The following is a 13,471-nucleotide window of genomic DNA, read 5'->3' as shown; positions in this document are numbered from 1 at the left end:
GTAGAGCCGCGTGACGTCAAGACGCGCGATATAGATCTCCGTGGAGACGACACTCTGGTGCCCTAGTAGATCGCGAAGGATCAGCATGGGGTCCGACTTGGTCAGATAGAGCGCCATCGCAGCATCGTCGCCCGTTCCCTTTACCAGCTCGGCGGTTGTAGCCGGTGATCAGCCATTCCAATGTCTGCATGGCCATCGAATGGCGCAGCCGATGTCGGGCAACTGTCGGAAATCGCGGATCAAAACGGTCCCGAATTCTTGCGGAAGTCCGGCGGAATACCGTCGCATAGTCAATGAATGGCTTCCCCGAGGACTGCAGTCCGACCAGTGGCGATTCGCCGTTGACGGCCACCAGCCGCAGGCGCTCCGAAGGACTCAGCTGCCGCCACGATCTGCGCTGGCCGTTGAGGTAAGCACCCTCCCAGTCGGGCTCCTCGACCACCAGGGGCTTGCCCAGCTTCGACGGCGGCCGCCAGGCGAAGCCCTCCGCTGATGCAGCCCGATCCAGCTCGATGTATTGGTGCACGTCGGCCAGCGCTTCATAGCTGATCCAACTCGTCCGCGGCTTCTGGCCCTTGGTGACGGCGTGAGCGAGCGGGAACAGCACCGGCACCGGCGACGGACGAGCGGGAAGCGGCGGCACCTCGTGCACGGTCAGGTAGGTGAACTCCTGTCCTCGAAGGCCGCTCGACAGCACCAACTCGGCCATTGAGGAATTCCGGGCGCCCTCGCGGCCCCGGTACTGGCGGTCGGGCTCTCCATTCGGATCAAGCCCCGCCAGAACCCGCACGAACAGCTCGGAGAAGTCCCGCTCCAGGTACTTGATCGACGTGTGAGGTCGCGGAGTTCGCATCTTGGCGAGGTTCCGTTCCACCTCCACCAGGACGCCGTCCGCCATCCTCTTGCCTGCGCGGTAGCTGAACGGCACAGCCACAGCCCAGCCTTCGTCGCGTGCCCACCGGTAGAAGCTCGACAGGATGCCGACGTGGAGATTCCAGGTGGTCATGTCCCGCCGGTTCTCCAGCTCGCCGACGAAACGGTACTCGGCGTACATGCTGAGAACTGCTTGAAGGTCGTGGCGGTCACCCAGCGGATCGACGCCGCGGTCCTTGAGGAACCGCAGCCAGTCGCGCAGACACCCTGCGTTGTTCTGCCAAGTCCGAACCGCTGGCGCACCGTTCATCGGCAGCTCGCGCAGCCAGCGGTTCGCGACCAAGGCCGGCCGCGGTGCCCCGGGTGAGTCCTCGAAGCGCAGGTCGTCGTCGACCAGGACAGGCATCCGGTCGCGGATCAGCGGTTGCCGGGACACGTCCCAGGACTCCCAACCCGCCGCCGAGAAGTTGATCAGTTGCATGTGTCGGAACGTAGCTATCCGACACAAGGTGATGCAACGGACTCAACAACCTCTGCAGAGTCCGGTACCTGGGAATGCAACACGACGGTTAAGCAACGACTTCCCTCGGATATCTGTAAGGCACGTCGCCTGAAGGGCACTTGCCGAACATGCCTGACGCCTCGGAGGCGCCCGGGACAAACGTCTCGGCCGGGACGGGGACGGTGCCACCCGCGCTCGCTCCGGAGCAGGCGACGCAGCTCGGTGTGGTTCTCAACCCGGGTGGGCCAGCTGTGCTCGGTATCGCACCGGCCATCGGACGATGCGGGATCCTCCGCGTCGCAGGATCACCAGATAGGCGTCAGCCGTCATGCGACGGCCCCCGCTCGGGAGTTGGTGCAGAGGGGATCAAACACCTCGCCAGCGTGGAACTGGGTAATTTCGGCGAGGCGTTCGGCCGCCCGTCCGGCGAGCCGACACCCTGGCTCGCGGACGGCGCCGATCCGAACGACGACATGTGGGCCACCGCGGACGAGACGCGCGAGCAGATCGTGGAGCTGTACCGGCGTGCGTGGCGGCACTCCGACGCGACCATCACGGCGCTCCCGCTCGACGCCGTCGGCCAGGTGCCGTGGTGGCCGACGGAGCGCCGCGAGGTGACACTGCATCACCTATTGATCCACATGACCGCCGAGACCCATCGCCACGCCGGTCACGCGGACATCGTCCGCGAACTGATCGACGGCGCCGCCGGGATGCGCGACGGCAACACCAACCTGCCGTCGGACGAAGGGGCGTGGTGGCAGGAGTACCGGGACCGACTGGAGCATGTGGCTCGGGAGGCCGCCGGGCGGGGGTGAGCATGCGCCGCGGCGCCGGGCGCGTGAGGCGGTGCCGGGCGCGTGAGGCGGTGCCGGGCGCGTGAGGCGGTGCCGGGTGCGCCGGGCGTCGGCGCACCCGGTCAGGCCGAACACCGGGGCGCCGTGGCACGTTCTGCGCGCCACGGCACCACCGGCGCCGGGGCCCCGCGGTCCCCGAACCGCGTCGGCTCAGGGGCCGCGTCGGGCCCGGGCATCACCGCCCGGGCCCGACGCGTAACGGCTCAGGCGCCCTCGGGCCCCGGCCGCTCCGCCGCACCTGCCGCCAGCACCCGGTCCGGGCGGATCGGCAGATCCCGGTGGCGTACGCCCGTGGCGTGCCAGACCGCGTTGGCGAGGGCCGCCGCGGCGCCGACGATGCCGATCTCCCCGATGCCCTTGATGCCGACCGGGTCGTCCTCGTCCACATCGTCGACCCAACCGGCCTCCAGCGGCGGGATGTCGGCGTGCGCAGCGATGTGGTACCCGGCGAGGTCCGCGCCGACGTGCCCGCCGGTCGCCCCGTCCCGTACCGCCTCCTCGTGCAGCGCCATCGACAGGCCCCAGATCATCCCGCCGAGGAACTGACTGCGTGCCGTCAGCGGGTTGACGATCTTCCCGGCGGCGAACATCCCCAGCATCCGCCGCACCCGCACCTCACCGGTGGTGACATCCACCGCCACCTCGGCGAACTGCGCCCCGAAGGAGTGCCGCTCCTTCTTGGACAGCGCGCTGATCGACGCGCCCGTGTCCGCCCGGGCGGTGAGGCCCTGCGGCGGGACGGTGCCGCCCAGCGCCAGCTTCTCGCGCAGCGCCCGTACCGCCTCGACGATCGCCCACGCCCAGGAGCGGGTGCCCATCGAACCGCCGGCCACCATCGCCGGACCGAAATCGCTGTCCGCGATCCGGATCCGGATCCGTTCCGGCGCCACCTCCAGCGCATCCGCCGCGATCAGGGCCAGCGCGGTGCGCGCGCCCGTCCCGACGTCCGCGGCGGTGATCCGGACCGTGAACGTCCCGTCCGCCTCCGCCGTCACCGCCGCCGTCGACGGCGCCGCCCCCGACGGGAACCGCGCCGCGGCCGTCCCGCTGCCCAGCAGCCAGCGGCCCTCGCGGCGCACCCCGGGGCGCGGATCGCGCTCCGACCAGCCGAACCGCCGGGCGCCCTCCTCGAAGCAGGCCAGCAGATTGCGGCTGCTGAACGGCAGTCCGGAGACCACCCCCACCTCGGGTTCGTTGCGCGAGCGCAGCGCGATCGGGTCGAGACCGCACTTCTCGGCCAGCTCGTCGATCGCGCACTCCAGCGCGAACGACCCCGGCGCCTCGCCCGGCGCCCGCATGAAACTGGGCGTCGGCACATCCAGCGGCACCACGTGGTTCTGCGACCGGTAGGCGTCCGGCCCGTACATCACCCGGCCGAAGTCGGCGCTGCGCTCGATGAACTCACGGAACGACGACGAGGCGCAGTACGCCTGGTGGTCCAGGGCCCGCAGCCGCCCGTCGGCGTCCGCGCCCAGCCGCACCCGCTGCACCGTCGGGCTGCGGTACCCCACCAGCGAGAACAGCTGGCGACGCGTCAGCACCACCCGTACCGGCCGGTGCAGCACCGTCGCGGCCATCGCGGCGAGCACCACATGCGGCCGCGTCGCCTTCGCGCCGAACGCCCCGCCGACGTGCTCCGACCGCACCCGCACCGACGCGGGGTCGAGAGAGAACAGTTTCGCCAGCTCGTCCGCGACGAAGGCGCTGCCCTGGTTGGAGTCCACCACCTCCAGCCGCCCGCCGTCCCAGCGGGCCATCGCCGCATGCGGCTCCATCGGATGGTGGTGCTCCTCCGGCGTGGTGTACCGGGCGTCCACGACGACCTCGGATGCATCGAGCGCCTTCTCGGTTTCCGCCGTGCCGCCCGTCTCCGCGTCGGTGCCGTACGCGGCCGGATGCGCCTCGGAGAACGCCACGTCGTGCGGCTCCGTGGCGTACCGCACGACCAGCGCGTCGGCGGCCTCCCGCGCCTGCTCCGGCGTCTCGGCGACGACCAGCGCCACCGGCCACCCGACGTGCGGCACCCGCTTGTGCTGGAAGACCTGGAGCAGCTGGTCGGCCTTCCCGAGCATCCCCGCGTAATCGCCGTTCAGCCGCGGCGCGTTGCCGTGGTGCAGGACCTCAAGGACCCCGGGCATCGCCAGGACCGCGTCCGTCTCCACCGCCGTGATCCGGCCGCGCGCGACGGTCGACAACACCAGCTGCCCGTGGGCCAGTTCCGCGAACGGCACCTCCCCGGCGTACCGCGCGGCCCCGGTGACCTTCGCCCGGCCCTCCAGCCGGGTGTGCGCGGTGCCCACCGCGCCGCCTGCCGCGCGGTTTCCCGTCACCGCGCCCGTCGCGACCGTCATCGGCCCGCCTCCTCGGTCAGCTCGCCGAGGACCGCCACGACGAGGTTGCGCATCAACGTCAGCTTGTATCCGTTGTCGGGCAGTGCCCGCGCCGCCGCCAGTTCCGCGTCCGCCGCGGCGGCGAACGCGTCCGCGCCGGCCGGTCCGCCGCGCAGCGCCTCCTCCGCCCGCCGCGCCCGCCACGGCCGGGAGGCGACCGCGCCGAACGCCAGCCGGACGTCGTGCACCACGCCGTCGCGGACGTCGAGCGCCGCCGCCAGCGAGCCGATCGCGAAGGCGTACGACGCCCGTTCGCGCACCTTGCGGTAGCGCGAGTGCGCCGCCACCAGCGCGCCGGGCAGCGTCAGACCGGTGATCAGCGCACCCTCCGGCAGCGCCGTCTCCCGGTGCGGGGCGTCGCCCACCGGCGGGTACAGCGCGTCCAGCGGCAGCGTGCCCGGACCGTCCGCCGTCTCGTACTCCACCACCGCATCGAAGGCGGCCAGCGCCACCCCCATGTCCGACGGGTGCACGGCCACGCAGTGCTCCGAGGCGCCCAGGATCGCGCCGTTGCGGTGCTCGCCCGCGACGGCCGGGCAGCCGCTGCCGGGGGAGCGCCGGTTGCACGCCTTGGTCGTGTCGGTGAAGTAGCCGCAGCGGGTGCGCTGGAGGAGGTTCCCGCCGACCGTCGCCATGTTCCGCAGCTGCCCCGACGCCCCGGCCAGCACCGCCTGCGCCAGCGCCGGATACCGCCGCCGCACCTCGGGATGGGCGGCCAGCTCGCTGTTGGTGACGGTCGCGCCGATCCGCAGCCCGCCGTCCCCGTCCTCCTCGATCCGGTCGAGCGGCAACTCCCGTACGTCGACGAGGAGCTGCGGCCGCTCGACTCCCGCCTTCATCAGGTCGACGAGATTGGTGCCGCCGCCCAGCGCCCGCGCCCCGGGGCCGGACCCCAGCAGCGCCACCGCACCAGCCACATCGGCCGCCCGCTCGTAGGCGAACTCCCTCACGCCGTCACCTCCGTACCGCAGACACCGGCACACGAACCGCCCGCGTCCGGCGCGGCGGCCCGCGCCACCGCCTCGACGATCGACGCGTACGCGCCGCAGCGGCAGAGGTTGCCGCTCATCCGCTCGCGGATCTCGTCGGCGTTCAGCGGCGCCGGACCGGCCTCCGGGCGGAGGTCGGCGGTGACCGCGCTGGGCCAGCCCGCCGCGTGCTCCTCGATCACCCCGAGCGCCGAACAGATCTGGCCCGGCGTGCAGTAGCCGCACTGGTAGCCGTCGAGGTCGAGGAACGCCTGCTGCACGGGGTGGAGCCGGTCGCCGTCGGCCACCCCCTCGATGGTGGTGACCTCCCGGCCCTGCGCGGCCACTGCGAACTGCAGACACGCTAGCGACCGCCGCCCGTCCACCAGCACCGTGCAGGCACCGCACTGGCCGTGGTCACAGCCCTTCTTGGTGCCCGTCAGGTCGAGCCGCTCGCGCAGCGCGTCGAGCAGCGTGGTGCGGTGGTCGACGGGGAGGGCGTACGTCTCCCCGTTGACGCGCAGGGAGATGTCGCTGTACGTGGGGGACGGCGCCGACGACTCCGAGGGCGTCGATGGGGGCATGAGTCAGCCTTCTTTCGCGTGAGTGAGGCGCGGCCGCGGCCGCGACCGGGCCCGGAGGCCCGGAGGACGGCGTGGGTCGACCGGAAGTCAAGCTCTCCCGCCCCGCCGGGGCTCCCGCGCCGGGACGGCGGGCCCACAGGAGGGGAGTGCACCGCAGGGACGGGCGTCGGCGTGGGCGAAAGGACGGGGCCGGGACGTCGGGCGGCAGGAACTGGCCGCCGCACCGGCGGACTTGCCCCTCCACATCGCTCGCGTCAGCCGCTACGGTGGACCTGAGCGGACAGTTGTCCACATCGGGGAAACCTAGCGGACGGCTGTGCGCGCAGCAAGGGGCCGCCGGTCGTTCCCGGAGGAGGACGGGTGCACAACAAGCGAGAACCCGCTCTGCGTTCGGACGCCCGGCGCAACCGCGCCCGCATCCTCGACGCCGCACTCACCGAACTCACCCGCGACGCCGGCACCCCGCTCAGCGCCATCGCCCGGCGGGCCGGTGTCGGCCAGGCCACCTTCTACCGCAACTTCCCCAGCCGGGAGTGCCTGGTGCTGGAGGTCTACCGCCACGAGGTCGGCCGGGTCGCCGCTCTCGCCGCCCACCTCCTGCGCACCCGCGCCCCCGACGCGGCGCTCCGCGAATGGATGGACCGCCTCGCCCGGCACGCCATGGCGAAGGCGGGGCTCGCCGAGGCGATCCGCAAGGCCAGCGCACCCGGCAGCCTCGCCGCAGTCGGCCGCGCCCCGGTCACCGCCGCCGTCGCGCTCCTCCTCGACGCCAACGCCCGCGCCGGGAGCATCCGCCCCGGCGTCACCCCCGACGACTTCCTCCTCGCCATCGCCGGTCTCTGGCAGCTCGACCCCCATGGCGACTGGCAGACCCGCGCGGCCCGGCTGCTGGACCTCGTCATGGACGGCCTGCGCACGGGCGCACCCGGACCCTGACCCCCGCGTCAGGGAAGGCGGTGGTGGCGTCCCGGGGCCACTGCGGGAACGCCTGCCCGGCTCCTGCCGGAAGAGGCCGTCAGCCGAGGCCCGGGGACTCGCCGGAGGCGGTCGCCGGGCGGGTGGTGCGGAGGGCCGGTTCGCCCTGCGGGCGGGTGGTGATCACCAAGGTGCCCTCCTCGATCTGGTAGTCGAGCGGCAGGCCCAGGCCCCGCATTGCCGCGACCATCCCGGTGTGGGACGCCTGCGTGATCGCGTAGACGCTCTCGCAGCCCGCCTCACCGGCCATCGCCACCAGACGGCGCAGCAGGTCCGCGCCGATGCCGCGGCGCTGCCAGGCGTCCTCGACCAGCAGCGCCACCTCGGTCTCGTCGCCGTCCCACAGCAGATGCCCGAGCGCCACCAGACGGCCCGACGCGGTCTCCACGGCGAGGGTGCGGCCGTGGTGCGGGCCGAGCAGATGCCGCAGAGAGGAGTCCGCGTCGCCGACCGGCCCGTGGTAACGCCGGGCCAGCGTCGCCGGTGAGCAGCGGCGGTGCATCGCCACGGCCGCCGCCAGATCGTCCGGCCCGGCCCGGCGGATCGTCAGGTCGTTGCCCTCGGGCAGCGTCAGCACCTCACGGCGCGGCGGCACCCGCTGACCCAGCCGGCGGTCCAGCTCGACCAGCGCGTGCACCCGCGCGAACTCGGTGGGAGTGAACGGCAACTGCGGCCTCTCGACAATCAGGGAACCCCCGGAGGCGTCCCGGAACTTCATGAGGTGGTCCTCCAGCACACCCTCGGCGGGCAGGGGCTCGGCGGGCCGTCCGTGCAGCGGACGTGCCGGTACCGAACGGATCGTGCACCGTCCCAGCAACTGCCGCAGCGCCAGCGGCAGTTCCGCGGAGTCCAGTGCCGTACGGGTGGCCAGGCCCAGCATCCGGGCCGGCGCGTCCACCAGATCGTGCGCGTCGGCCCGCTCCAGCCAGGTGTGTGTGCCGCCCGCACCGGACACCGCACCGGTCAGCTCCTGCGGGGTGAGCGTCCCCGGGGCGCGCAGCAGGAACTCGTCGGCCGTGCCCGCCGAGAGCGGATGGGTCTGCAGGCTGAGGATGTCCACGCGGTGCGCGGCCAGCGCCGTGCACAGCGCGGCCAGGCTGCCCGGGGCGTCCCGGACGGTGGTGCGCATCCGCCACAGCGCCGTCTCCGCCGCGGGCACCGTGGCACCCGGGGCGGAGACCGGCGCCGCGGCGCCGGTATCGGACGGCGGTGGCGCGGGATCGTGGCGGCGTGACCACCGGACGCGCAGCCCGGCCACGGTCGGCCAGGTGGCGGCGAGCCCGGCGGCGCAGAGCAGCAGCGGCGTCGCCGGGCCGTGGAGCAGGGCCCCGGCGGCGGTCACCGTGGCCGCGACGGCGGTGCACGACGCCGCCAGGGCGACGGCGTCCCGGCGCCGGTGGCCCCGCCGGGTGGAGGTGTCGGAGGTGGTGTCGGTCATGGCGCCAGCCTCGCCGACCGGTGTTGCCTGTCCGCCAACGTCTTGTGTCCGACGGGTAAAAACAGGTAAGGGAGGCAAGGGGAGCATTCGCGGCATCGGTCTCTACTGTCCTACCCGTCCCGGTTGCAACACCTTGCTGAAGAGCACGTCATCGCCCTCCCGCCCGTCGCCCGGACCACTGTCCCGCCGCAGCCGGACCGTCATCTCGCCGCTGCCGCCGTCGATGTCGATCTCGCCGAAGTACTGCGGCGACTCCGCGGGCGAGGTGTTGGCGCGGTCCGGTGCCTGCACGAACGCCTGCCGGGGACCGAACGTGCCGTCCAGCTTCACCGCCGGGAAACCGCCCGCGTGCAGCGGCCCCGACACGAACTCCCAGAACGGCTCGAAGTCCTTGAAAGCCGCCCGCTCGGGCGCGTAGTGCTGCGCCGAGGTGTAGTGCACATCGGTCGTCAGCCACACCGTGCCGGTGATCCGCCGGTGCTTGATGTGCCGCAGCAGCTCGGCCATCTGCAGCTCCCGGCCCAATGGCGCGCCCGGATCGCCCTGCGCCACCGCCTCGACGTTCTCCTTGCCGTCCGGCACGACCAGCCCCAGCGGCATGTCCGACGCGATGACCTTCCACACCGCGCGCGAGCGCGACAGCTCCCGCTTGAGCCAGCGCAGCTGCTCCGCGCCGAGAATGCCCTGCGGGTCGTCGGTCTGCCGCCCCGGCGAGTTGGCATTGCGGTAGCGGCGCATGTCCAGGACGAACACGTCCAGCAGCGGGCCGTGCCGCACCACGCGGTACACCCGGCCCTCGCGTCCGGGCCGCAGCGTACGGATCGGGAAGTACTCGCTGAACGCCCGCAGCGACCGCGCCGCCAGCACATCGGCGTCCTTGACGGTGTACCGGTCGTCGTCCAGCAGCTGTCCCGGGTACCAGTTGTTGTGCACCTCGTGGTCGTCCCACTGCGTGATCGTGGGCACCTGGGCGTTGAACGCCCGCAGGTGGTGGTCCTGGAGGTTGTAGCGGAACGCGCCGCGGAACTCGGCGGTGGTCTCGGCGACCTTCGCCTTCTCCTCGGTCGTCACGTTCCGCCAGATCCGGCCGTCGGGCAGCGTGACCTGCGCCTCTATCGGGCTGTCGGCGTAGATGTTGTCGCCGCTGCACAGGAAGAAGTCCGGATCGCGGCGGCGCATGTCCGCGTAGACGCGGTAGCCGCCCCGGTCGGGGTTGATGCCCCAGCCCTGCCCGGCCAGATCGCCCGACCACAGGAAGCGCACCCCGTCGCGGCGGTGCGCCGGAGCGGTCCGGAACGTGCCGGTCAGCGGCTCCCCGGAGCGCCGCGGATCATCCGGGTCGGCGAGCCGCACCCGGTAGTGGATCTGCTCGCCCGGCGGCAGACCGTGCACCGCGGTGACGCCGGTGCAGTCCGTCCCGGCGCCGACCACCGGGCCCGTCCAGGTCCGGGCGTTGCGGAACGCCTCGGTGGCCGCCGTCTCGACGATCATCCGGGCCGGGCGGTCGGAGCGCACCCACACCAGGCCCGAGGTCGCCGTCACATCGCCGACCTGGGTGCCCCACCGGGCCACGGGCCGTCCGCTGCGGGCCTGCGCGGGCGCCGCGCAGGACAGGGTGGGCAGCGCCAGCGCGGCGGAGCTCACCGCGGCGCCGCGCAGCAGCGACCGCCGTCCGAATCCGCCGCCGGATCCCGGTGCCATCAGATACCTCCGTGAAGTCGCACAACTTCGGTGACGTCCCGTTCGTACAGCGCCCCGGTGCCCGGTCGGCCAACTCCCGGTGAACTCCGGCCGACCGCCACCACGGCGCACCGGGCCATGGTGACAAGCCTCCGCACCCAAGACCACCCACCGGCAGCGACCTTGACGGCTCCGCTACACGGACCGGGGCGACCGGAATCCGGACCGCTCGGGGTCTCCGTACGGCGGATGCGGCCGCCGGGCGCGGGAGTTCGGGCGGTACGGCGCGGGACCGGGCGGGCGCCCGTCGCGCGGTACGCCGTCGCCCCGGCCGCGCGAGGGGCCATCGCGCCCCGCCCGTCGATTCCTCCACTCCTGGCCCATTGGTCTTGACCAAGGGTGGGGCCCGGCCTATCGTCGGCGATACTGCAACAACCTTTAATAAAGAAGCGCTCATAACCGGTCCGCCCATGGGCAGCGGGAGCGGAGCGCGGCCCTTCGGGGCAACGGCCGAGGCGGAGGACAGGGTGGGGACCACGCAGCTCGAAACGGTGCCGGAGCCGAAGTACTGGCATCTCAAGACCGTACTCAGCGAGGCGCTGGACTCGGAGTTCTCCGTCGGCGAGATCCTCCCCAACGAACGTGACCTCGCGGCCCGGTTCGGCGTCGCCCGCGCCACGCTGCGGCAGGCGCTGGAGCAGCTGGAGCTGGAGGGCCGGCTGCAGCGCCGCCGCGGGGTGGGCACCACCGTCGCCCCGCCGCGCGTCGGCGTCGCCGTCGACCCGGCCCGCCACACCTGGCCCGGCGCCGCCGGGGACGACTGGGAGCCCGTCGACGCCGGTAGCACCGACACCGTCCCGGCGCCCGTCGCCCGCCTGCTGGAGGCCGAGGCGGCGGCGCCCGTGCATGTCGTCCGCCGCAACCGCGTCACCGCCGGACGCCCCGTCGCCGCCGAGCTGCTGTACGTCCCGGCGGCGGTGGTCCCCGGCTGCGCGGAGATCGCCGCGGTCAGCGCCCCGGCCCGGGCCCGCGCGGTGCTGGACGCCCTGGCCGTCCACGCGCTGGAGGGCCGGGACCGCACCGTCGAACTGGGTTCGGCCAGCGCGGAGGACGCCAAGGCGCTCGACCGGCTGCCCGGCGCGCCCGTCCTCGTCGTCACCACCCGCTACGTCTCCGGCGGCCGCCCCGCCGCCGTCGCGGTCTCCACCTACCGCGCCGACACCTGCCGCCTCACCTTCGGCGAGAGCGAAGCGGTCTCCCTGCTCGCCGGCTGACCGACGACGCACCCTCGGGCCCGTACCGCCGCACGGCGGACGGGCCCGAGGCATGTCCGGGGGCGGGCCCGCCGCTACCGACGACCCGTCACCGTGCTTTCCACAGCGAAGAGTTCACCCTCCACATGATCGAGCGCCAGCCGCAGTGCGCCGGTGGCGACCGCCGTTTCGCCCAGCTCCGACAGTGCCACCTGCGGGGGCCGCAGGCAGTAGCGCGCCAGCTCGTCGCGGAGCGGGTCGAGGACGCCGGCGAGGCCGGCCGCCCAGCCGCCGATCACCACCAGTTCCGGATCGAGCGCCAGCACCAGCGCCGCCACATGGTGCACCAGCCGTTGCAGGAACCGGTCCATCGCCTCGCGCGCCCGGGCGTCGCCCTCGTGGGCCAGCGCGAACACCTCGGCGACCTGCGCCTCGTCGAGCGGATGCAGCGGCTTCCCGGTCGTCGACAGCAGCTTCTCCGGTGTCGCCTCCCGCCCGAGCAGATGGAGCGCGCCGATCTCCCCGGCCGCCCCGCCGAACCCCCGGTGCAGCCGCCCGCCGATCAGCGCACCGGCCCCCGGGCTCAGCCCCGCGAGGACGAAGACGACGTCGTCGCTGCCGGTCGCCGCGCCGCTCCAGTGCTCGGCCACCGCCGCCGCGTTGGCGTCGTTCTCCACCAGCACCGGGCAGCGGAACGAGCGGCGCAGTCGTTCGCCGAGCGGCAGTCCCGTCCAGCCGGGCAGCGCGGTGCCCAGCCGTACCGTGCCGTCCGCCTCCACGATCCCGGGGCTGCCCACACCGACGGCCCGCAGGGAGCGGCGCGGCACCCCGGCGCGGCGCAGCAGTTCGGCGACGGCGGTGCGCACCCGCTCCAACCGCTCGTCGGCCCCGGCCCGTTCGTCGACCGTCCGCTGCGTGGCGTCGATGACGCGTCCGCCGAGGTCGGACAGGAGGACGGAGACGCGGTGCGGGCCGATCTCGATGCCCAGCAGATGCCCGGCCTCGGCCCGGAACCGGAACCGGCGCGCGGGCCGCCCCTGACGGCGCGCCTCGCCTTCCTCGGCGGCCGCCTCGGCCACCAGTCCGGCCTCGATGAGCCCTTCGACCACGCCCTCGACCGTCGGCCGGGACAACCCCGTCACCTGCACGAGATCGGTGAGGGTGGGGGAGTCGGCGGCGCGCAGGGCGTGCAGCACCACCGCCGAGTTGATCCGTCGCAGCAGGGAGGGGTCCCCGCCGGTGAGCCGCCCCAACGTCCGTCTCCTCGCCTCGGTGTGTGGCGGAGCGTAGCCGGTCAGCGCGGTCCCGGCGAGCCCCGAACACCCGCCGAGGAGACTGCCCCGGGGCGTCGTACGCGGCCGGGCTCAGGCCGTGGGCACGGCCTCCTCGCCGAACGCCGCCGCGCGCAGCCGTCCGTACTCCTCGGCCATCGCCGCCACCGTCCACCGGGCGTTGAGGCCGCTCGGGTTGGGTAGCGCCCAGATACGGGTGGCGCCCAGGGTGTGGTCCTGCGGGCCGATGGCCGCGTGGCGGTCGCCGAAGGCGGTGCGGTAGGCGGTGACGCCCGCGACGGCCAGCCAGTGCGGGCGCAGCCGCGCCACCCTCTCCGCCAGCAGGCGGCCGCCCTCGCGGAACTCCTCCGCCGTCAGCTCGTCGGCCCGGGCGGTCGCCCGCGCCACGACGTTGGTGATGCCCACCCCGAACGAGGGCAGCTCACCCTGCTCGGCGGGGGCCAGCAGCCGCGGCGTGAAACCCGCTGCGTGCAGCACCGGCCAGAAGCGGTTCCCGGGCCGGGCGAAGTGGTGCCCGGTCACCGCCGTCATCAGGGACGGGTTGATACCGCAGAACAGGACCCGCAGGCCGGGCGCCGTCACATCGGGGACATGACGGCCGCGCGCGGCCTGCAGCTCCTCAGGGGTGAAACCCACGGCGGTACGGTTTCGGATCCCGG

10 protein-coding genes and 1 pseudogene are annotated in these 13,471 nt (G+C 73.5%); 3 read left to right on the top strand and 8 right to left on the bottom strand.

Annotation, left to right across the window (positions count from 1 at the left end; all coding sequences use genetic code 11):
• Positions 1 to 16: 16 nt before the first annotated feature.
• Entirely contained in the window at positions 17 to 1,354 is a 1,338-nt protein-coding gene (locus OG422_RS01010; protein ID WP_405738555.1) for a site-specific integrase, read from the bottom strand.
• 386 nt (positions 1,355 to 1,740) lie between these two features.
• Between OG422_RS01010 and OG422_RS01005 the strand changes: the two are divergent.
• Positions 1,741 to 2,193: pseudogene (locus OG422_RS01005) on the top strand (DinB family protein); the annotation flags it as partial.
• A 242-nt stretch (positions 2,194 to 2,435) separates the two neighbouring features.
• On the opposite strand, the gene OG422_RS01000 reads toward OG422_RS01005, so the two are convergent.
• Genes OG422_RS01000 through OG422_RS00990 form a run of 3 tightly spaced genes read right to left on the bottom strand, consistent with a single transcriptional unit; the run spans position 2,436 to position 6,174 of the window.
• Positions 2,436 to 4,583, bottom strand: a complete 2,148-nt coding sequence (locus OG422_RS01000) for a xanthine dehydrogenase family protein molybdopterin-binding subunit (RefSeq protein WP_405738552.1) — start codon at positions 4,581 to 4,583, stop codon at positions 2,436 to 2,438.
• Positions 4,580 to 5,572: an FAD binding domain-containing protein gene (locus tag OG422_RS00995; protein ID WP_405738549.1), complete on the bottom strand. Its 993-nt coding sequence runs from the start codon at positions 5,570 to 5,572 to the stop codon at positions 4,580 to 4,582. Before OG422_RS00995 ends, OG422_RS01000 begins: the two co-directional genes overlap by 4 nt.
• Positions 5,569 to 6,174: a 2Fe-2S iron-sulfur cluster-binding protein gene (locus OG422_RS00990; protein WP_143941482.1), complete on the bottom strand. Its 606-nt coding sequence runs from the start codon at positions 6,172 to 6,174 to the stop codon at positions 5,569 to 5,571. Before OG422_RS00990 ends, OG422_RS00995 begins: the two co-directional genes overlap by 4 nt.
• A gap of 360 nt (positions 6,175 to 6,534) precedes the next feature.
• Here OG422_RS00990 and OG422_RS00985 point away from each other — a divergent pair, with 360 nt between their 5' ends.
• Positions 6,535 to 7,110: a TetR/AcrR family transcriptional regulator gene (locus tag OG422_RS00985; RefSeq protein ID WP_405738545.1), complete on the top strand. Its 576-nt coding sequence runs from the start codon at positions 6,535 to 6,537 to the stop codon at positions 7,108 to 7,110.
• Between the two features lie 79 nt (positions 7,111 to 7,189).
• On the opposite strand, the gene OG422_RS00980 is transcribed toward OG422_RS00985, so the two are convergent.
• Together OG422_RS00980 and OG422_RS00975 are read right to left on the bottom strand one after the other, a co-directional pair.
• Positions 7,190 to 8,587 carry a GNAT family N-acetyltransferase gene (locus tag OG422_RS00980; protein WP_405738542.1) on the bottom strand — a complete coding sequence of 466 codons (1,398 nt, stop codon included), beginning with the start codon at positions 8,585 to 8,587 and terminating at the stop codon, positions 7,190 to 7,192.
• Between the two features lie 102 nt (positions 8,588 to 8,689).
• On the bottom strand, positions 8,690 to 10,288 hold the full coding sequence (locus tag OG422_RS00975; RefSeq protein WP_405738540.1) for an alkaline phosphatase D family protein: 1,599 nt from the start codon (positions 10,286 to 10,288) through the stop codon (positions 8,690 to 8,692).
• A gap of 506 nt (positions 10,289 to 10,794) precedes the next feature.
• On the opposite strand from OG422_RS00975, the gene OG422_RS00970 reads away from it, so the two are divergent.
• Positions 10,795 to 11,541, top strand: a complete 747-nt coding sequence (locus OG422_RS00970) for a GntR family transcriptional regulator (protein WP_405738537.1) — start codon at positions 10,795 to 10,797, stop codon at positions 11,539 to 11,541.
• A gap of 74 nt (positions 11,542 to 11,615) precedes the next feature.
• Here OG422_RS00970 and OG422_RS00965 read toward each other — a convergent pair whose 3' ends face one another.
• Together OG422_RS00965 and mug are read right to left on the bottom strand one after the other, a co-directional pair.
• The gene (locus OG422_RS00965) at positions 11,616 to 12,773 is read right to left on the bottom strand and encodes an ROK family protein (RefSeq protein WP_405738534.1); all 1,158 of its coding nucleotides are present in this window, start codon (positions 12,771 to 12,773) and stop codon (positions 11,616 to 11,618) included.
• Between the two features lie 111 nt (positions 12,774 to 12,884).
• Positions 12,885 to 13,448 (bottom strand): G/U mismatch-specific DNA glycosylase, encoded by a 564-nt coding sequence (gene mug / locus OG422_RS00960; RefSeq protein ID WP_143940431.1) that lies wholly within the window; start codon positions 13,446 to 13,448, stop codon positions 12,885 to 12,887.
• Positions 13,449 to 13,471 lie beyond the last annotated feature (23 nt).

It is taken from the genome of Streptomyces sp. NBC_01525 (genome assembly GCF_045040405.1).
Lineage (GTDB): Bacteria > Actinomycetota > Actinomycetes > Streptomycetales > Streptomycetaceae > Streptomyces > Streptomyces benahoarensis.
This window is presented reverse-complemented; position numbering and strand designations above follow the sequence as displayed.